We start from the raw sequence: 18,708 nt of genomic DNA, 5'->3' as shown, positions 1-18,708 counted from the left end.
GAGGATCCCAGCCGATTCTCTGCCAGCCGAGAGGTGGGAGCGTACTTCGGGCTGGTGCCTCGGCTCGATGAGAGCAGCGACTCGACGCCGCAGCTTCGAATCACCAAGGCCGGCGATGAACTCGGCCGGCGGCTACTCGTCGGCTGTCACCTGCTCACCTGGTCACCCGTTTACCACCCTCCTTGCCTCCCTGTCTCCTTGTCTTGCCTGCTCACCTTGTCACCTTGTCACCCCCTCACCCCGACCCCCGCCTCGCGCATCCGTCGCAGTGCATCCTCGCCGCCTTCGCGGGTCACGGGGAGCGAGCCTCCGGGAATGAGGGTGACGTCGTAGCCCAGCTTGCGGGCGTCGAGGGCGGTGGCGCAGACGCAGACGTCCTGCGCGAGTCCGCCGGTCCACAGGCGACGGATCCCGTCCTTGCGCAGGCGCTCGTGCAGGCCGGTCTGGTCGAAGGCGGAGTACTGGTCCTGGTCGAAGCGGGTCCCCTTGGTGACCACCACCGTGTCGGCGGGCAGCCGCAGGTCGGGGTGGAAGGCGGCGCCCTCACTGTCCTGCAGGCAGTGCACCGGCCACTCACCACCCTCCTCGACGAAGCTCGGGTGTCCGCGTGGATGCCAGTCCCGCGAGGCGTAGACCGGGATCCCGGCCGCCTCGGCGGCGGCGATCCACTCGTTCAGCGGCGGGATCACCTGGTCTCCCTCCGGGATCGGCAACGCCCCTCCAGGACAGAAATCGTTCTGCACGTCGACGATCAGCAGGGCGTCACCGGGGCGGAGGGTCTCTTTCGGATTCATCGTTCGCTGCGGTTTCCGGAATCGCCTCGGGTAAACCGTAGGGGATAAAGAGATTGGCAAGAGGAACGCAGAGGATTTCACCTCGAAATCGTGGGCCTGTTCGGGGAAGTAGGAACCGAATCGTGCCATCCTGATCCCCTGAGCGAATTCCTCCGCGTGCCTCCGTGCAGTCCTCAGCCTCCCACTGCGGTCAGAACCACGGTCTCAGCGTGCAGCGAGCTTTCCGCGCGCGGCGACCTCCTCGGCCAGCGAAGCGGTCAGCCGCGTGAACACCTCACGCCGCTCCTCCTCGCCCAGCCGCTCCGCGGCATCGACCTCGGCGCGCAGCTCGGCGATTCTGTCCGCTGGAACGTCGTCGCGCCGGGCGAGCTGGTCGATGTACGCTCGCGCCACCGCGGCGCTCGCCGGGACCTGGTAGCGTGTCTGGTGCTGCGGATTGAAGCGCTCCATGCGAACCTGCATGGCCGCGTCGATCTCGTTCTGCGTGAGGTGTTCGCTCGGCGCCAGCCGGAAGACGTCGAGCCCGCGGCCGATCTCGGAGCCGTAGATGGCGCCGTTGTACCAGTACGCCGACCAGTAGCCGCCGAGCACCAGCTCATCCTCGCTCATTGGCCCCCGATCGAAGTAGGCGATCTCGACAGGGTTGTCCGGATCGGTGAAATCAAAGACGGAGATGCCGCCCTGGTACCACGCCTGCACCATGATGTTGCGGCCGGGCACCGGGATGAGCGAGCCGTTGTGCGCCACGCAGTTCTCGGTCTCCGTCTGCGCAGCCGGGAGCTTGTAATAGCTGCGGTGCTCGAGCTTGCGACCGTTCAGGGTGAAGATGGCGTCCGCGCCCCATTCCCGACGATCCGAGGCCCGGCATCGAGGCGCCATCCCTCCACCCCACTCGTCCGTGTAGATCACGACATCCGCGTCGTTGCTGAAGGTGGCGGAGTGCCAGTAGGCGAAGTTGGGATCCACCACCTCGTCGATCCGCACCGGGTTGTCGACGTCGCTGATGTCGAGCAGGATGCCGTTGCCCGAGCAGGCGCCGGCGGCGAGACCGACCTCCGGATACACGGTGATGTCGTGGCAGGCGTTCGTCTGGGCCGTCTCCTGCGTGCCCTGACCGTGCGCGCCACCCTGCCAGAGCCCCGCGATCTCGCCCGTCTGGGGATCGGCGAAGATCCGCGGCATGTTCACCACCTGGGCGTTCTGCGGCGCGTCCAGCGGCACCCGGATGACCTCGATCCGGAAATAAGCGGTGTTCGGATCCTGATCCGGAGAGCCTCCCGAACAGCCCGCCAGCTCAGCTCCCGGGCGCACGCGGCTGGTTCCGGAAACGTAGATGTACACGTTCTCCGTGTCGTTCGGATCCGTCACCAGGGTGTGGGTATGCGAGCCGCGGCAGGTCTGAACCGTGGCGACCTGGCGGGGCGAGTCGAGGTTGCTGATGTCGAAGATCCGCACCCCCTGCATGCGCTCTCTACTCACCGGCTCGTTGACCCCCTGGCTGCCGCAGTCGAGGCGGCCGCGGGTCTCCTCTACCGACATAAACAGCAGGTTGCCGTAGACGGAGAGATCACCCTGCCCTCCCGGACAGACCACCGCGCTGCGCAGCTGAGGGTCGTCAGGATTCGAGATGTCCCAGATCTGGAAGCCGTTGTAGTTGCCGAGGAAAGCGAAATTCCCCTGGAAGGCAATGTCGGTGTTCGCGTACCCGAAGTCGCCCATGTCGTTGGGGTTGCGGAACCCCTCGGGTCGCGGCCGATGGGCGATCAGCTCGAGGTTGCTGATCGCCTCGCCCGCGTTCTGCCATCCGGGCCTGAGTCCGATGCGCGCGTCACGCCCGCCCGAGGCTCGGGACCCACCCGATCCGCCCGAGACACCGGCGGCACACCCCGGCAGGGCCAGCAGAAGGATTCCCACGAGCGCCGCCCGCGCGCGGTACGCGGAGCGGCCGATGGTGACATCGGATCTCATGCGATTCTCCAGAAGGTTTCGGGTTCAGGATTAGCCGAGCGTGTCGAGCATCTGCTCCATGCGCTGAATCTCGATGCGCTGGTCGCTGTCGATCTCGGAGGCGATGCGGTAGACATCCACTTCCTCGCCGGCACCCGGTGTGGCGAGGAGCTGCCCCACCATCATCAACGCCCCCTGGTGGTGGCGGATCATCAGTTCCAGGAACTTCCGGTCGAACTCGGCTCCACGCGCCCGAGCCAAGCTATCCATTTCTTCCGGCGTGAGCATGCCGGGCATCGGCTCGCCCTGCGCGTGGTGGGCCGTGTGATCACCGGCCGGAGTGGTGCTCTCTCCACGCCGTTCGAGCCACCGCGTCATCTGCGCGATCTCGTCAGTCTGCGAAACCTGGATGCGTTCCGCCAGGAGTCGAATCGCTTCGGTGGTGGTTCTCTCCGGGACCAGCGCGGCCATTTCCAGCGCCTGCTGGTGGTGCGCGATCATCCCCCGCATGAAGGCCACGTCGGCCGCACTGTGGGCGGGGCCGGATCCCTGCCGCCCGCTCTGCGGCGCAGGAGTAGCATCGGGTGGGGGCGCCGATCGGGCGCAGGCCGCGAGCACAGCGACGGTGAAGAGGCAGATCGTCACGCGCCAGAGCAGGTGGCGCGGAATCGCCCGCGATCTGCGAGGACGGGATCCCGCTCGAGTGGTTGACGGCTTCACGGTCCGGTCAGTGTGCTTGGATCTGCTGGATTTCTAGAGATGTGCCGGCCAGCCGGGGCGATAGGCGATAAGCTACCAGATTGGTCATCCGGCATGGGCCTTCAGGCTATGAGCCGACCCGGACGTTGCCACGTCTCGATCAGGGCGCCTGGCCGGTCGGACGACCTTGTTGCCGGCGAGCCATCTGTGATCTGCTGTACCTGCCGAGCCCGCGCCTGTTCCGGATCGAGTTGGGCGGGACGGCCTTCGAACCGGCACCTCTCGGATCGCGCGTAGCCCCCCTTGCGTTCGAGAATGCCTGCTGTGCCGTCCGCGGCTCTCCACGCACCGGCCGCAACTCCGGTGCGCGCGGCCTCTACATCAGGCGGCAGCCTTCTCGAAGAGCTGGACGAATTTTTCCTCGCCCTGGGTCGTGCCGATGAGGATCAGCTCGGCTCCCTCCGGCAGTGCGAGATCCGGGGGAGGATTGATCGTCACCTTTCCCTTCAGCTCGAGCGCGACCACACTGCACTCGGTACGCTCGCGGATGCGGCTCTCCGCCAGCGATTTCCCGACCAGCTGGCGCGGTACCGGGTAACGGAAGACGTCCAGCCCCTCGGCCAGCATCACCACGTCGTCCTGCTCCAGAACATTGTAGATGGCGTTCGCCCCCATCGACGCGTACGACATCACGAAATCCGCGCCGGCCCGGTGCAGGGTGGAGACATTCCGCTCCAGGGTTGAGCGGCTGACGATCTGCATGTCGGGGCGCAGGCGTCGGCAGTAGATGGTTAGATAGATATTGGTGGGGTCATCGTTGGTGGTGATGATGGTGGTGGGTGCCTCCATGATCCCTGCGCGCTCCAGACAGTCCCGATCGGCCGCGTCGCCAAGGACGTAGGTCTCGGGATCCCGGATCGCCTCCGGTTTCTTTTCGATGATCCGGTAAGGGACATCGCGCTCCTTCAGGGCCGCGGCCGCTGCTCTGCCCACCCGACCACCGCCGATGATCAGCACCGGGGCGTCCCACACGTTGTAGATCGCGGTCAACTCCGCGAAGCGGTCGAGGTGCCGGCTGGTGCCGGCGAGCACCAGCACGGTCGTGGGCTCCAGCGTGGTGTCCGGATGCGGCACGTGGAAGACCCCCCGCTCCCAGAGGCCGACCACGGTCAGGCCGGTGGCTTCCCGCAGGCGGCTCTCGGCGAGCGTCTTTCCCACCCAGGGGGTCTCGGTGACCGGCGCCTCGGCGATCAGCAGCCTCCCGAAGCGACCGATCACGTTGGCGCGTACGTCGCCTCCGAGCGTGCGGCGCGATAGCGCGCGCCCGAGCATCGTCGGCAGGTTGATCACGTGCGAGGAGCCGGCAAGCTGCATGATGTCGACCGAATCCGGCGCCCGGGAGACCGAGACGATCGGGACCGAGGGAGAGACCTCACGGACGGTGAAGGCGGTGTTGGTGTTGGTGTAATCATCGCCCGTGGCCGCGACCAGGGCAGCCCGCTCCGTCCCCAATCGCCGGTAGGTCTCCACGCTGTCGCGTTCACCCACCACGACTTTGATGCCGCGATCGAAGAGATCGAGCGCCCGATTAACGTCCGGCTCCATCACCACATAGGGCTTGCCATGGTACTTCAGTCGCTCGATCAGCGAGATTGCCACCGGATCGTAATGGGTGAGGATCACGTGCCCGCTCAGGTCCGCCGGGACCTCGCGCGGGGCGCGCATGCGGGACTGCGCCTCCAGCCACGGCGCATAGAACAGCTGAATGAACGCGAAGGGGAGGACCACCAGCAGGAACAAGACCCCCGAGAGGAGCACCACCAGCGAGAAGAAGCGCCCGATATCGCTCTGGAAGGTGATGTCCCCGAAGCCGAGGGTGGTCATCACCGTCAGCGTCCAGTAGAGCCCGGTCACCCACGAGTGCTGTTGTCCCTCCGCCCTCATCAGCACGTGGAAGAGGACGGTGTAGGTCAGTACCAGCGCGAGCAGGAACAGGAAGTAGCGCGCGAGCTGGAGGATGTTGCGCCGGGTGCTGTGGCTCTGGATGAAGTATGAGAGCTGGGCGGGTACGAACTTCACCGGGTCGTCTCCTCGGGTTTCATCATCGTAGTTTCGAGCCGTGTCTGATTGAATTGCTCCGCCCAGGTCGCCGGGCGCAGCCGGCAAGCACCTCGAGCTCCTCAGGGTAGGCGGTTGGCTGCCGTCGTCCGATACCTTAGTGAGGAGCTATGATCCGGGGCAACGCACACGAGCACGAATGACGATCGCAAACTTTTTCGGCTTCTGTCTGACGACCGCCGCGACCGCTCTCGCCACGGCCACGGGCTGCATCGGATCCCGAGCGATGTCGCTCTCCGCGGCGGAATGTATCGTGGAGCGGGTGATCGACGGAGATACGCTGACGTGTGAAGATGGCGAGCGCGTGCGGCTGTTGCTGATCGACACGCCGGAAATGGACCAGGGCGATTTTGGCCGACGCGCTCGCCGTTATCTCCTTGAGCTCGCGCCTCCGGGGACGGCGCTTCGCCTCGAGCGGGACGTGCAGATGCAGGACCGCTACGGCCGGACCCTCGCCTACCTCTACACGCCGGATGGCCGGATGCTGAACGAGGAGATGGCGCGCGCAGGCTTCGCCGTGGCCCTGGTCTACCCACCGAACGTGCGATATGTCGAGCGGATTCGGAAAGCCGTGAAGGCGGCCCGCGAGGCCGGCCTCGGCCTGTGGGCGACCAGCGCATTCGAATGTGCGCCGGTGGATCATCGGACGGGGCGGTGCGGGGGGAATGAAAGAGGGGGGCCAGAAGCCAGGAGGGGGAGTTGGGGAAGCTAGAAGCTAACTCCTAACTTCCTCAACTTCCCCCCAGCCTCAATTCGCCGCCATGATCCGCTGATAATTGATCCTCATCAGCTCGATCACCTCGTAAACGTCTTCGGGCGAGTCGATCCGGCGGGAAGCGGGGCCCTCCTTCCCCGGGAAGACGGGATGGGGAGCGATCCGGCCCTGCTGTCGCAGCGCCGTCCAGATCGGCTTGGGGAAGCCGAAGTGCGCGGCACGCTCGCCGTGCAGATGGCCGATCTCCTTCCGACCCACGCGGAAGCTCAGCTCCCCCCGGCTGCCGGGCGTGACCTTCACGCCCGGCCAGCTCCCCACCTCCTCGATGATCTGCTCGCTAGCGCTTCGCGTCCTCGTCATGGCTCGCTCCTTTCATCCCGCGAGGGAATGGTATGCCTGTCGGATGCCGTTGGGACGGGAGAAGGCTACCAGCAGCATGGCAACCAGCAGCAGAAGGGGCAGGAGCGGGCTACCGCCCAGAATGAAGAGGTGCGTCAGCACCGCGCCGACCATGATCACCGCCAGCAGCGTCGCCCCCGCGCCCGCCAGTCGCGGAGTGAGCAGTATCGTCGCCCCGATGACCTCCAGCGCGCCGGTGAACACGCGGAACCACTGCCCCAGCCCGATCGCCTCGAAGGTCGCCACCATCAGCGGATTTGCGGTGAGCTTTCCCCATGCGGCGAAGAAGAACATTCCCGCCGCCGCAATCTGAAGAACCCACAGGAAGACGTTCCACACCCGCCGCCTCACAACGGGGGGGAGCGCTTCCGCCTCGAATCGATTCGTCGCCATGATCTCTTCCATGGTTACCGTCCGTGGTTGAAGGGGGGTCGTGCTGCCGACCTGCGACAAAATGCGGTCGGACACCCCGCGCTCCATCGGGCAGCGGGCGAGAACCGGGGCTGGCTCTTGGGCGGAGTCGGGCCCTGTACGGAAGTACAGGAACCAAGCTGGGAGGCTGCTTTCACGCGCGGATGTTCGCCCGTCGAATGCGCTCCCGGGTTGATCGCTCCGGGCCGTGCCTCTATCGTCCGCAGAGGAGCTTTGAATAGGGGAGACGGGGAGGGGATGGTTCCTGTGACGGCCGTCCAGCCGAGGGGACTTCACAGATGGAGATACCGACCGCCGAATCCGCCGTTGATCGGCACGCGCGCGAGCTCGAGGTCCTGACCTCGGTGGCGACTGCGCTCAACGCCTCCGCCAGCCTGGAGGAGGCGCTGCGGGTGGCCCTCGGGCAGGTGGCGGATCTTCTTCACCTCCACACCGGTTGGGTATGGCTGGTCGGCAAGGACCCGGAGAACCCCTACCTGGCCGCCGCGCAGAATCTCCCCGAAGCCCTCAGTGATCACCCTGAACGAATGCGGGGCCAGTGCTATTGCCTCGCCTCCCTCGAACGGGGCGAGCTGGACGATGCGGCCAACGTCTTCACCTGCTCGCGCCTGCGATGGTTGACGGAAGGAACCGCTGGTCTTCGCTTCCACGCGAGCGTGCCGCTGATGGCCCGCGGGGAGCGCGTGGGCGTCATGAACGTGGCCAGCTCCGAGTGGCGAGAGCTGAGTGAGGAGGAGCTCCGGCTCCTCCGCATCATTGGCGACATGGTGGGGTTGGGCATCGAGCGCTCCCGGCTCTTCGAGCGGAGCGCGGAAGCGGGGGCGGCGGAGGAACGGAACCGGCTGGCGCGGGAGATCCACGATACGCTGGCGCAGGGCCTGGCGGCGACTGCCCTGCAGCTCGAGACGGCCGACGCCCTGCTGGAGGCTGGGGCGGACCCGGAACGCGTTCGGGTGGCGGTTCGCCAGGCGCTCGAGTTGACCCGCCGCAACCTGGAGGATGCACGCAGGTCCGTGCTGAACCTGCGCCCGCGTCCGCTCCAGAACCGCTCCCTCTCCGAAGCGCTGCGGGAGCTTGTCCGCGAGCGGGCGTCGGCCGACGGACCACGGCTGACCTTCAGGGTGAGCGGCAGCGAGATGCAGCTACCCCCCGCTGTCGAGAGCGGCCTCTATCGCGTGGCGCAGGAGGCGCTGGCCAATGCGCTTCGCCACGCCCAGGCGAGCACGGTAGCCGTGCGCCTCGAGTTCAAGGTGCGGCAGGTGAGGCTGGAGGTCGAGGACGACGGTATCGGTCTCGCTCGAAACAGCTGCGGCCTGCCGACCCATTCCGACGATGAGAACGGCTTCGGCATGGTCGGGATGTGTGAGCGTATGCGACTGCTCGGTGGCACGCTCAACGTGCAGAGCACGCGTGGCGAGGGAACTCGCTTGACCGCGGCCGTCCCGCTGGAAGAGTCGCCGTCATGAGCGACTCGATCCGGATCATGGTAGCCGACGACCATCCGGTCGTGCGCGAGGGGCTGATCGCGATGCTCGGCACGCAGCCCGATTTCGAGGTGGTCGGCGAGGCGGGGAGCGGTCCGGAGGCTGTGGCCGCGGCGGCGCGCCTGAGCCCCGATGTCCTCCTCATGGATCTGGAGATGCCCGGCTTTGATGGGGTGGAGGCGATCGTCAGGATCCGGCGGGAGCTCCCCCGGGCACGGGTGGTGGTCCTTACCGCTTTCGACCGGGACGAGCAGATCGTGGGTTCCCTTCGCGCTGGCGCAGAGGGCTACCTGCTCAAGGGGGCACCCCGCGAAGAGCTGTTCCGCGCCATCCGCGTGGTCCACGGGGGGGGATCGCTCATCGAGCCGGTCATCGCCTCCAAGCTGCTGCGTCAGGTCCGCGACGATCCCGATCCGCTCACCGCCCGAGAAACGGAGGTACTGCGGCTCGTCGCCGAGGGCCGCTCCAACAAGTCGATTGCGCGGGCCCTCTTTGTCAGCGAGCGCACGGTGAAGTTCCACGTGAGCTCGATCCTGGCGAAGCTCGGCGTCACCAACCGCACGCAGGCCGCTGCCGTTGCCAGGGAGCGCGGCCTCCTTCCTCTCCTGGCCGCCGCGCAGTCCCCATCGAGCTCGGGGTCGAGCTGATTCTCGCCATCCGTGGAGCCGAGGAGCGGCAGGTGCGGAGGGTGGCGATCCCTGCCTCCTCGACCAACCACGCCGTTCTCCTCCCCTCAGCGTCGCAGCAGCTTCTTCTCGTAGACCGTCGAGATCTTTTCTCCGTCCCAGACGTAGCCGAGGTGCTGGGTCTGCTGGCAGCGCGAGAGGACGCGGGGCCGAAACACCGCGGCACACTCACCACCGCGGCGCCGGACGCTGTCGTACACGATCCCGTTGGAGCGCTGGTCGCGCAGCGCGCGCCCGAGCGCGCGCGAGGCCGTGTAATCGTCAGGGTGGTAGATCTCCGGCGCCTGGTCTCCCATGCCGCGAACGTCATGCAGCTCGCCGCGCAGGCGGGCGCGCAGTACGCGCATCTCCAGCTCCATGGGGCCCTCGCGGGTAGCCCGCATGAACCGCTCGCGGTGGTAGACAGTCTCGTCGATCGCCGTCGAGAGGTCGCGGGCGGCGTAGTAGGCGCCGTAGGTTCCGTCGGTGAACCGCCCTCCGATCGGGGAGACGTGGGTGAACGGAGCCATCAGATAGCCCGCGCCCGCGCCGGTGACCCGATCCTCGGGAGGAACCAGCTGGAGCAGCCCGACTTCGTCGCGCAGCCGCTCGTTGGTGATCGATTCGATGGCGAAGATCGCGTCCAGGTCCCCCGGGTCGGCGACCCGCTCGAAGAGCTGGATGGGCGGGAAGCGGCTGGGAATGACGCGGTAGCAGGACGGCCAGTGAACCAGCGAGACCGGCACCTGCTCCGGGCTCAAGGCCATCCGCCTCGCTCCGCGTCGAGGTACTGGCGCACCACGTACAGGTCGGCCACGCGCCCTGAGAGCATGCGGTCGAGCGCGGAGCGGCCGCCGAAGAGGGGAGCGGCGTTCGGCTTGCGAATCCACGCGTCGGCGGCCTCCGGATCCGGTAGCAGCACCTGGAGGTTCTTATAGATGCCGAAGATGTAGGAGAAGCGTTCCAGCAGATCGGGCGAGAGGCGCGCCGGCGGAGACTGACGCCACTTGTAGAAGGTCGAGCGCGAGGGAATCCCCAGCAGGACCATCTGCTCTTCGGGCTTCAGCTTCCACGCCTCGGCAATACGAGCAAAGGTGCGGAAGGCCGCCGCCCCCGCCCGCTCCGGATCTACCGCCTTCCAGTCCGCCGCTACACCAGGCATCGTCATCCTCCATTTGTGGACTACATAGTCAGTATAGTCCATAGTTGGACGAAACGCAAGGGGGACTGAGCGGCGAAGTCCGAAGCTTGCAGGCCGGGGCAGGCAAATTGGGTAGAAGTAGAGAAGAGAAGTGCGCCTCGCGGGGCGTCGCGTGCGTCAATCGAGCGGAGGGAAGGTGATGACTTCCGGCATTTCGCGTGGACGGGCCCTGGTGCTGGCGGTGGTGGTGCTGGCGTGTGGAGGGATGAGCGGTTGTGCGGCGGCGTTGGGGGCGGCGGCCGCCGCCCAGAACCTGCAGAGGGGGCTCGCCGGCGTGCAGCAACTCGTGGCCAGCTCGCGCTCCCTGATCGGCGACGAGGCCGCGATTGCAGCCGAGCTCCCGGAGTCGCCTCTCGCGGGAACGTACACGGCGACGCAGGTGCTCGACGATGACACGGTACGGTACTACGTGCGAACCGCGAGTAGGCCGGCGGCGCCGATCGTCGACTCGGCAGGGGTCGCGACCGGTTATGCGTTGACCGGTCTCGTCGCGGCTTCGCTCGATTCGCTGGAACACCTCGTCGGCCGGATGGAGGCCGCGGAGCCGGTGGAGGGGAGGGCCGTCTTCTTCGTCGAGGGGACTCAGCCGCCGGATCCGAATGCGCGCACCCTCCTTCCCGCGGCGTATCTGGGGGAGGTGGAGAGCCCCGACACCGCCGTGGCGGAGAGGCAGGAGGAGGAGCTGGAGGAGATGGGGGTCGACCTGGAGGCGCCTCCCCCGGAGGCACTGGCGGGGCAGGGAATCTCCCATGAGCTCTTCCGCTCCGTGGCCGAGGGAGTCTTCACCCTGACGCCGACCGGAGAGGCCGTTTTCGAGCAGCAGTATCGCGCCGAGGACGGTCGAACCCTGACCCTGCGGCTCGAGCGAATCTCGCCTACGACGCTGCCGGATTGAAGGGGACAAGAGCGGACCGCGCGATCGCTCGGGTGGTGTGGCGGGCGCCGCCCGAGCGGTGCATAATGATGCGGCCTGCGGGGTGGCGGGTGGACAGGCCTCAGCATGCCTCGATCGGCGCCGCCCCCTCCTGGAAGCGGGGCCGACCGTCGCTCAGCGGCAGCCCTACACTCCTCCACTTCGAAACCACGCGTCGAAAGTGACCTCCAACCGATCCTTCAACCCACCGACCCGCACCCTCATGGGTCCGGGTCCTTCCGACGTTCACGAGCGCGTACTCCAGGCGATGGCCCGCCCGACCATCGGGCATCTCGATCCGGCCTTCATCGGGCTGATGGACGAGATCAAGGAGCTGCTGCGCTATACGTTCCGCACGCGAAACACCCTGGCGATGCCGGTCTCCGGCCCCGGTACCGCCGGGATGGAGTCGTGCGTCGTGAACCTGGTCGAGCCCGGCGAGAAGGTCATCGTCTGTCGGAACGGGGTGTTCGGCGGGCGCTTGAAGGAGATGGTGGAGCGGTGCGGCGGCGTGCCGGTGATGGTGGAGGACGAGTGGGGAAGGGCGGTAGACCCGGAGAAGCTCAGGCAGGCGGTGAGGCAGAATCCGGATGCCAGCCTCGTGTTTTTCGTCCACGCGGAGACCTCCACCGGTGTTCTCTCCGACGCGGAGACGCTCGCGTCGATCGCCCGCGAGGCCGGCATGCTCACGCTGGTCGACACGGTGACCTCCCTCGGCGGCTCTCCGGTGGAGACGGATGCCTGGGGGATCGACGCGGTGTACTCCGGGACCCAGAAGTGCCTCTCCTGCGCGCCGGGGTTGAGCCCGATCACGCTCAACGAGCGCGCGCTGGAAAAGGTGCGGTCACGCAAGACGCCGGTGCAGAGCTGGTTCATGGACCTGACCCTCGTCCTGGGCTACTGGAACGAAGGCGCCAAGCGCTCCTATCACCACACTGCGCCGATCAATGCCCTCTACGGTCTGCATGAGGCTCTGTTGATGCTGCAGGAGGAGGGGCTGGAGGCCGCCTGGGAGCGTCACCGTCGCAACCACCTCACCCTTCGCGAAGGGCTGGAAGCACTGGATCTCGAGTTCGTGGTCCCCGAAGCGGAGCGGTCCCCCCAGCTCAACCTGGTGCGGGTGCCTGAGGGGGTCGACGACGCCCAGGTCCGGGGACGGCTGCTCGAGGAATATGGCCTGGAGATCGGCGCCGGCCTGGGACCACTGGCCGGCAAGGTGTGGCGCATCGGCCTGATGGGGCAGAGCGCCCGCTCCGAGAACGTGGAGCTCTGTGTGGACGTCCTGGGCCGCGTTCTGAACCGACGCTGAATTCCGGATCCGGGGAACCCCAGATCCCTGCACGGTGAGATGAAAAAGTCCTGGCGGCGGAACTGCTCTCCGCCGCCAGGATCTTTGCGTTCAGGGTCGCACCAGGTCCCGCGTGATCTCTGCCACCGTGCGGGTCCCGCACAGTGCCATGGCGAGGTCCACCTCGGCGCGGAGCATCTCCAGCACGCGCAACGCGCCTTCCTCTCCGCCGGTGGCGAGCCCCCAGAGGATCGGGCGGCCGACCAGCACTGCGCGGGCACCCAGCGCCAGCGCCTTAACCACGTCGGTACCGCGGCGCACACCGCCGTCCACCAGCACGGTCCCGCGCCCTGCGACCGCCTGCACGACCTCTTCCAGCACGGTGATGGGCGCCGGGCAGGTGTCGAGCTGCCGCCCTCCGTGGTTGGAGACGACCACCCCCGCCGCGCCGTTCTCCATGGCCAGCGCGGCATCGTCGCCGCGCACCACTCCCTTGATCAGCACCGGCAAGCGAGTCAGGGAGCAGAGCCAGTCAAGATCCTCCCAGCTCAACGAGGGATCGAAGGTGCGGGCCACATAAGCCGCGAGCCCGGAGCCTTCTACTTCGGGGAAGTCTCCTTTACCTCGCGGGACCAGATTCACCAGGCGCAGCCCGTCCGGCAGGCGGAAGTTGTTGCGCACGTCGCGCTCACGGACACCCCAGACCTGCGCGTCCACGGTCAGCAGCAGAGCGCGCGCACCCGCCGCCTCCGCCCGGGCGACCAGCTCCCTCGTGGCTTCCCGATCGCGGTACACGTAGAGCTGGAACCAGAGACGGCCCTGCGCCGCCGCGCCGACATCTTCGATGGCGCGGGTGGAGAGCGTGCTCAGCGTCATCACCGTGCCTGCGCGCGCGGCAGCGCGGGCGGTAGCCACCTCTCCCTCCTCCGTGGCGAGCTGGTGAAAGGCGGTGGGCGCGACCACCACCGGCATGGAGAGCGGCATGCCGAGCACTTCCGTCTCCAATGAACGTTCCGCTATGTCACGGAGGACATGATAATGGAGGTGGAGGCGCTGGAAGGCCGTCCGGTTCTCCCGCAGCGTGATCTCGTCGTGGGCGCCTCCGGCGTAGTAGTCGTAGACCATGCGGGGCAACAGCTTCGCTGCCCTCTCCTCGAGCTCGCCCAGGTGGATTGCGTCCGTCATGCCGCCCCCGCTCCGCTCGCCTTCGACTCCTCCGCCGACGGTCCGCGTGCCGCACGATCGATCTGTCGGATCGCCCCCACGTGATAGGCCAGGTGGGCAATGCTCGCGATCACGCCGGTCAGCTCGATCTCGTCCAGCTCCCGCCGCTGGCGCAGCGCCTCGAGCCAGCGATGCGCCTCGGTTCGCAGACCGGTCCGCAGATCGTCCCATTCCTGGGGAGTCACCGTGGTACGTCGCCAGCTCACCCCCCAGTCCGCATCGGCGAAGGGGTCCTCGCCGGAGGCCCAGCGGTTCATGAGCGAAAGACCAAAGCGGAGGTGGTCCGTGTGCGCCGCGATCGAAGCTCCGCCATGTGCGGTCGACGACGCCGCCTCGGCGGACAGGCGATCGAGCGAGCGCAGAAGCCCCTGATCGCCGCGGTTCAGGATGTACGCGCCGGTGACCGGCGCGCCGTCTACCAGCTCCGAAAGCAGCGTGGTGAGCGGGGCGGAGATCTCGTTCAGATTCATGGCTACACTCATGCAGTGGAGGAGAGGAGGGCCGGCTTGCACACGAGTACAGGCGCGAGGCAGCAGCGTCAAGCCAAGCGAGCAGCGGCTCAACACTCTCACCATCACCGGCAGCCCGGGGTGGAAGCGGGAACCCAGAGCAGAGGAGGCACGAATGTCTGGCCTGAACAAGACGATGATGGTTTTCGGCGGACTCGCGGTCCTCGCAGCCTTCGGTGCCGGGGAAGCCCGTGCGCAGGTGAGCGCCACCGAGGTCTATCGGCTGACCCGGATTGGCGAGCAGGAGCTACCCGTGGTGGTGGAGCAGGCGGGCGATTGCCGCGACGAGGTACAGACGGCAACCCTCACGCTCAACACGGACGGGCGATGGTTGCTGGAGACGCAGGAGCAGCAGATCTGTGGCGAGAGTACCTCGACCGACACGGATTCCGAGGACGGCAGGTACCACATCCAGGGGGAGACCATTCACTTCATGGATGACGACGGCGAACCGATTCCGGCCGACGACGATCCCGACGAGATCGAGCTGGAGCGGCTGCGCGAGGGAACACGCACCGAAAATGGGCTGCGCGTAGTGATCGCCGACGATGATGCCGTGCTGGAGTTCACCCGCTGAGCCCGGAGCCACTTCTCGACCGAAATCGCCCACAACCCCAACGCCCGTGCAGACCATGAAAGGACGATGGATGCTGGGACCTGTGTGCCTCCTTGCGCTCGGGGCGTGCGGGGCCGGGGACGAAGCGCAGGCGCAGCGAGATGGAGCGTCGACAGAGGCGGAAGTGCCTCGGGAGGCGGGCTCGATCTGCACCGTTTCCGCACCACCGATCAACCTGCCGGAGGAGGTGCGCGAAACCAGCGGACTGGCTGGTAGCGCCCGTGGCCCCGAGCTGTTCTGGACGCACAACGATGCGGGGAACCGCGCCGAGCTCTTCTCGGTGGACGCCGCGGGGCGGCTGGTGCAACGGGTTTCGGTGGACGGAGTGGAGGCGATCGACTGGGAGGACATCGAGAACGGCTCGTGCGATGGGGCAGGCTGCCTCTTCGTCGGCGATATCGGCGACAACGACGCGGAACGGCAGACCATCACCATCCACCAAGTGCTCGAGCCGGGGCCGGAAGCGACGCAGGTAGGCGTCGCGGCGACGATTCAGGCGCGTTACCCCGATGGGCCGCGCGACGCGGAGGGCCTCTTCCGTCTCCCGGACGGGAGCCTCTACGTCGTGACCAAGGGGCGCGAGGGGCCGATCGAGCTGTACCGCATCCCGCGGCCGGCTGCGGAGGGAGTGGTGGTCATGGAACGGGTCCGCGAGCTCCTGCCGCAGCCGGAGGACGAGCTGGACCGCGTCGGTGCGGCGACTGCCAGTCCCGACGGCAAGTGGGTCGCGGTGCGCAGCTATCGCAACCTGTACCTGTACCGCGCCTCGGCTCTGGTCGGGGATAGCGGGGAGCCCGACCCGATCGTGGTCGGGCTCGGTATGGTCGAGCAGCCGCAGGGCGAATCGATCGTGCTGGGGAGCGACGGCACCGTATGGATGACCTCGGAGGCGGCGAACCGGGACTCGGCTCCTACTCTGGCGGCGCTCCGCTGCACGCTGCCGGCGGACTGAGGGCTCGCGGGTGCGGTGCACGTAGGCCGCCTTCCGCCGCGCTGGGCGACAGCCAATGTGCGCCCGCCCCGCAACATCCGCGTGCGGGCGCCCACAAAGGGGCGCCCCTACGGGAACGTGGAATCGTCGATCCGGCCGCAAGCCGGATTCCGTCGCGCAGGGCAATCCCCGGGCGCGTCGCGGCGCGGTCGTGACGGGCCGCCCGGAACCGACGGGCCACCCCTACCCCTCTTGCTCCCATCCGCGGGATCGCTCCAGCGCACGCTCCCAGCCGCGCCGTAGCGACTCCACCTTTGCGGCCGGCATTGCCGGTTCGAAGCGACGATCGGTCTCCCACTGGCTGCGGATGGCGTCGATGCTGTCCCAGTAGCCCACCGCCAGGCCGGCCAGGTAGGCGGCTCCCAGCGCCGTGGTCTCGACCGTGCGCGGGCGCACGACAGGGATCTGCAGGAGGTCCGCCTGGAACTGCATCAGCAGGTTGTTGGCAGCGGCCCCGCCGTCGACGCGCAGCTCCGAGGCGGCAATGCCGGAGTCGGCCTCCATCGCTCGCAGCACGTCGGCCACCTGGTAGGCGATCCCCTCGAGGGCAGCGCGCGCGAGGTGTCCGGCGGTCGCGCCGCGGGTAAGGCCGAAAATCGCCCCGCGCGCGTACTGGTCCCAGTGCGGCGCGCCCAGGCCCGTGAAGGCCGGGACCAGGTATACCCCGCCGTTGTCCTCGACCGAAGCCGCGAGCTGCTCCACTTCCGGCGCGCTGCGGATGATCTGGAGCCCGTCGCGCAGCCACTGCACCACTGCGCCCGCCACGAAGATGCTCCCTTCGAGGGCGTACTCGACCCGATCCCCGATCTTCCAGGCAATGGTGGTGACCAGCTTGTTCTTGGACGGCACCGCCTCCGTTCCGGTGTTCAGCAGCATGAAGCAACCGGTGCCGTACGTGTTCTTCACCATCCCCTTCTCGGTGCACATCTGACCGAAGAGAGCCGCCTGCTGGTCTCCGGCGATGCCGGCGATGGGGATTTCGCGCGCGAAGATGTCCCCCGCGGTGTGGGCGTACACCTCGCTCGACGAGCGCACCTCAGGCAGCATGCTGCGCGGGATGTTCAGGAGCTGGAGCAGCTCGTCGTCCCATTCATTCGTGTGAATGTTGTACAGCATGGTGCGGGAGGCATTCGTCACGTCGGTCACGTGGGTCCGCCCGCGGGTGAGCTTCCAGATCAGCCACGAGTCCACCGTGCCGAACGCGAGCTCGCCACGTTCCGCGCGCTGGCGTGCACCCTCCACGTTGTCCAGGATCCAGGCCACCTTGGTAGCCGAGAAATAGGCGTCGATGACCAGGCCGGTCTTCTGCCTGACCATCTCCTCCCGTCCTTCCGCCTTCAGGCGATCGCAGTGCGCGGCCGTCCGCCGATCCTGCCAGACGATCGCATTGTAAACCGGCTCTCCGCTGTTGCGATCCCAGACGATGGTCGTCTCGCGTTGATTGGTGATCCCGATCGCGGCCACGTCCTCGGCTCGCATTCCCGCCCGAGCCACTGCTTCGGTCGCCACCCCTGCCTGGGTCGACCAGATCTCGTTGGGGTCGTGCTCCACCCACCCGGGCTTTGGATAGATCTGCTGGAATTCCCGCTGGGCAACCGTCAGGATCTGCCCGTGCTCGTCGAAGATGATGGCGCGGGAACTGGTAGTTCCCTGATCCAGTGCAAGGATGCGCTGCATTCTCTGCCTCTCGTGTGAGCGGGATGTGGAAGATGGGCTGGTCGGAGAAGGTAGGGCGGCGAAATCCGAATCACAAATCAGAGGCCGCACCGAAGGGCGGGCCCACCTGAACTCCGAATGTTGCCGACGGACTGGGCTCCGGGGACGCTCGCGTGCCGAGGGACGAGACGCTACCTTGGGCGGCGCTACCGCGCCAGGTGGCAACCGGGATCAGTGCGTGGTATCTGCTGTAGAGGCCGTCACCGAAGCTTCCACACTCACCTGCTGACTGCGCCATGACCGAATTCGTCGCGGAGCTGATCGGAACCGCCGTCCTCGTCCTGCTGGGCAACGGAGTGGTGGCGAATGTGGTGTTACGCGGGACGAAGGGAGAGGGAAGTGGGTGGATCGTGATCACCTGGGGGTGGGGAATGGCAGTATTCGTGGCGGTCTTCATGACCGCCCGCTTCAGCGGCGCGCACATCAACCCGGCGGTGACGCTTGGGCTGGCGCTGGCAGGGGAGTTCGAGATGGCGCGGGTACCGGTCTACCTCCTCGCCCAGATGATCGGCGGTATGCTCGGGGCGTTCCTGGTGTGGGTGCAGTATCACCCGCACTGGGGCCTGACGGAGAACAACGACCTGAAACTGGCCGCCTTCTCGACGGGTCCGGCAGTCCGGCACGCTCCCTCGAACTTCATCTCCGAGGTGATCGGGACCTATGTTCTCGTGCTCGGCGTCCTCTTCCTCGCCACCCCGGAGGTGGGGCTCGGGGCGCTCGATGCGCTGCCCGTCGGGCTGCTCGTCCTGGTGATCGGCCTTTCGCTGGGGGGCACCACCGGGTACGCCATCAACCCTGCGCGCGATCTCGCCCCGCGGATCGTCCACGCCCTGGTCCCCATGCCGGGCGGGAAGCGGGACAGCGACTGGCGCTACGCCTGGATCCCGGTGCTCGGGCCGCTGGCCGGGGCGGCGCTCGCGGCCCTGACGTACCTCGCGCTCGCGCGGCCGCAGACGAACGTGCCGCTGGGCTGAGACGGGTCTACCGCGGCTGGGCT

The 18,708-nt window shown here is 67.3% G+C and carries 19 protein-coding genes and 1 pseudogene; 9 read left to right on the top strand and 11 right to left on the bottom strand.

Going from position 1 to position 18,708, the window contains the following annotated elements:
• Positions 1–144 (top strand): annotated as a pseudogene (locus tag VF167_19385) (transposase).
• A gap of 83 nt (positions 145–227) precedes the next feature.
• Here VF167_19385 and VF167_19380 read toward each other — a convergent pair.
• The 4 genes from VF167_19380 to VF167_19365 form a co-directional block, all read right to left on the bottom strand.
• A complete protein-coding gene (locus VF167_19380) occupies positions 228–794 on the bottom strand; it encodes a nicotinamidase (protein HEX6927596.1) in 567 nt (188 codons plus the stop codon).
• 204 nt (positions 795–998) lie between these two features.
• Positions 999–2,762, bottom strand: coding sequence for a hypothetical protein (locus VF167_19375; GenBank protein HEX6927595.1), 1,764 nt, complete (start codon positions 2,760–2,762; stop codon positions 999–1,001).
• A gap of 30 nt (positions 2,763–2,792) precedes the next feature.
• Positions 2,793–3,386 carry a DUF305 domain-containing protein gene (locus tag VF167_19370; GenBank protein ID HEX6927594.1) on the bottom strand — a complete coding sequence of 198 codons (594 nt, stop codon included), beginning with the start codon at positions 3,384–3,386 and terminating at the stop codon, positions 2,793–2,795.
• Positions 3,387–3,821: 435 nt separating this feature from the next.
• Positions 3,822–5,519, bottom strand: coding sequence for an NAD-binding protein (locus VF167_19365; protein ID HEX6927593.1), 1,698 nt, complete (start codon positions 5,517–5,519; stop codon positions 3,822–3,824).
• 178 nt (positions 5,520–5,697) lie between these two features.
• Here VF167_19365 and VF167_19360 point away from each other — a divergent pair, with 178 nt between their 5' ends.
• On the top strand, positions 5,698–6,270 hold the full coding sequence (locus tag VF167_19360; GenBank protein HEX6927592.1) for a thermonuclease family protein: 573 nt from the start codon (positions 5,698–5,700) through the stop codon (positions 6,268–6,270).
• A gap of 36 nt (positions 6,271–6,306) precedes the next feature.
• On the opposite strand, the gene VF167_19355 is transcribed toward VF167_19360, so the two are convergent.
• Both VF167_19355 and VF167_19350 read right to left on the bottom strand, forming a co-directional pair.
• On the bottom strand, positions 6,307–6,633 hold the full coding sequence (locus VF167_19355) for a luciferase family protein (GenBank protein ID HEX6927591.1): 327 nt from the start codon (positions 6,631–6,633) through the stop codon (positions 6,307–6,309).
• Positions 6,634–6,645: 12 nt separating this feature from the next.
• The gene (locus tag VF167_19350) at positions 6,646–7,077 is read right to left on the bottom strand and encodes a DoxX family protein (protein ID HEX6927590.1); all 432 of its coding nucleotides are present in this window, start codon (positions 7,075–7,077) and stop codon (positions 6,646–6,648) included.
• Between the two features lie 305 nt (positions 7,078–7,382).
• Between VF167_19350 and VF167_19345 the strand changes: the two genes are divergently transcribed.
• Together VF167_19345 and VF167_19340 are read left to right on the top strand one after the other, a co-directional pair.
• Complete coding sequence (locus VF167_19345) at positions 7,383–8,570, top strand: GAF domain-containing sensor histidine kinase (GenBank protein ID HEX6927589.1); 1,188 nt, start codon at positions 7,383–7,385, stop codon at positions 8,568–8,570.
• Positions 8,567–9,235 carry a response regulator transcription factor gene (locus VF167_19340; GenBank protein HEX6927588.1) on the top strand — a complete coding sequence of 223 codons (669 nt, stop codon included), beginning with the start codon at positions 8,567–8,569 and terminating at the stop codon, positions 9,233–9,235. Before VF167_19345 ends, VF167_19340 begins: the two co-directional genes overlap by 4 nt.
• Before the next feature lie 86 nt (positions 9,236–9,321).
• Here VF167_19340 and VF167_19335 read toward each other — a convergent pair whose 3' ends face one another.
• Together VF167_19335 and VF167_19330 are read right to left on the bottom strand one after the other, a co-directional pair.
• A complete protein-coding gene (locus VF167_19335; protein ID HEX6927587.1) occupies positions 9,322–10,020 on the bottom strand; it encodes an RES family NAD+ phosphorylase in 699 nt (232 codons plus the stop codon).
• Entirely contained in the window at positions 10,011–10,415 is a 405-nt protein-coding gene (locus tag VF167_19330; protein ID HEX6927586.1) for an MbcA/ParS/Xre antitoxin family protein, read from the bottom strand. The genes VF167_19335 and VF167_19330 overlap by 10 nt, the downstream gene beginning before the upstream one ends.
• Positions 10,416–10,593: 178 nt before the next feature.
• On the opposite strand from VF167_19330, the gene VF167_19325 reads away from it, so the two are divergent.
• Both VF167_19325 and VF167_19320 read left to right on the top strand, forming a co-directional pair.
• The gene (locus VF167_19325) at positions 10,594–11,349 is read left to right on the top strand and encodes a hypothetical protein (protein HEX6927585.1); all 756 of its coding nucleotides are present in this window, start codon (positions 10,594–10,596) and stop codon (positions 11,347–11,349) included.
• Positions 11,350–11,590: 241 nt separating this feature from the next.
• Positions 11,591–12,676, top strand: a complete 1,086-nt coding sequence (locus VF167_19320; protein HEX6927584.1) for an alanine--glyoxylate aminotransferase family protein — start codon at positions 11,591–11,593, stop codon at positions 12,674–12,676.
• 90 nt (positions 12,677–12,766) lie between these two features.
• On the opposite strand, the gene VF167_19315 is transcribed toward VF167_19320, so the two are convergent.
• Together VF167_19315 and VF167_19310 are read right to left on the bottom strand one after the other, a co-directional pair.
• A complete protein-coding gene (locus tag VF167_19315; GenBank protein ID HEX6927583.1) occupies positions 12,767–13,840 on the bottom strand; it encodes an alpha-hydroxy acid oxidase in 1,074 nt (357 codons plus the stop codon).
• Positions 13,837–14,349, bottom strand: coding sequence for a hypothetical protein (locus VF167_19310; protein ID HEX6927582.1), 513 nt, complete (start codon positions 14,347–14,349; stop codon positions 13,837–13,839). The genes VF167_19315 and VF167_19310 overlap by 4 nt, the downstream gene beginning before the upstream one ends.
• A 154-nt stretch (positions 14,350–14,503) precedes the next feature.
• On the opposite strand from VF167_19310, the gene VF167_19305 reads away from it, so the two are divergent.
• Positions 14,504–14,965, top strand: a complete 462-nt coding sequence (locus VF167_19305; GenBank protein HEX6927581.1) for a hypothetical protein — start codon at positions 14,504–14,506, stop codon at positions 14,963–14,965.
• A 70-nt stretch (positions 14,966–15,035) separates the two neighbouring features.
• Positions 15,036–15,956 (top strand): hypothetical protein, encoded by a 921-nt coding sequence (locus VF167_19300; GenBank protein HEX6927580.1) that lies wholly within the window; start codon positions 15,036–15,038, stop codon positions 15,954–15,956.
• A gap of 222 nt (positions 15,957–16,178) precedes the next feature.
• On the opposite strand, the gene glpK is transcribed toward VF167_19300, so the two are convergent.
• Positions 16,179–17,672 (bottom strand): glycerol kinase GlpK, encoded by a 1,494-nt coding sequence (gene glpK / locus VF167_19295; protein ID HEX6927579.1) that lies wholly within the window; start codon positions 17,670–17,672, stop codon positions 16,179–16,181.
• 275 nt (positions 17,673–17,947) lie between these two features.
• Between glpK and VF167_19290 the strand changes: the two genes are divergently transcribed.
• The gene (locus VF167_19290; protein ID HEX6927578.1) at positions 17,948–18,685 is read left to right on the top strand and encodes an MIP/aquaporin family protein; all 738 of its coding nucleotides are present in this window, start codon (positions 17,948–17,950) and stop codon (positions 18,683–18,685) included.
• Positions 18,686–18,708 lie beyond the last annotated feature (23 nt).

This window comes from Longimicrobiaceae bacterium, from assembly GCA_036375715.1.
In the GTDB taxonomy this organism is placed as follows: Bacteria; Gemmatimonadota; Gemmatimonadetes; order Longimicrobiales; family Longimicrobiaceae; genus DASVBS01.
Note: the sequence above shows the minus strand (reverse complement) of the source record. Positions and strands in the feature narration are given on the sequence as shown.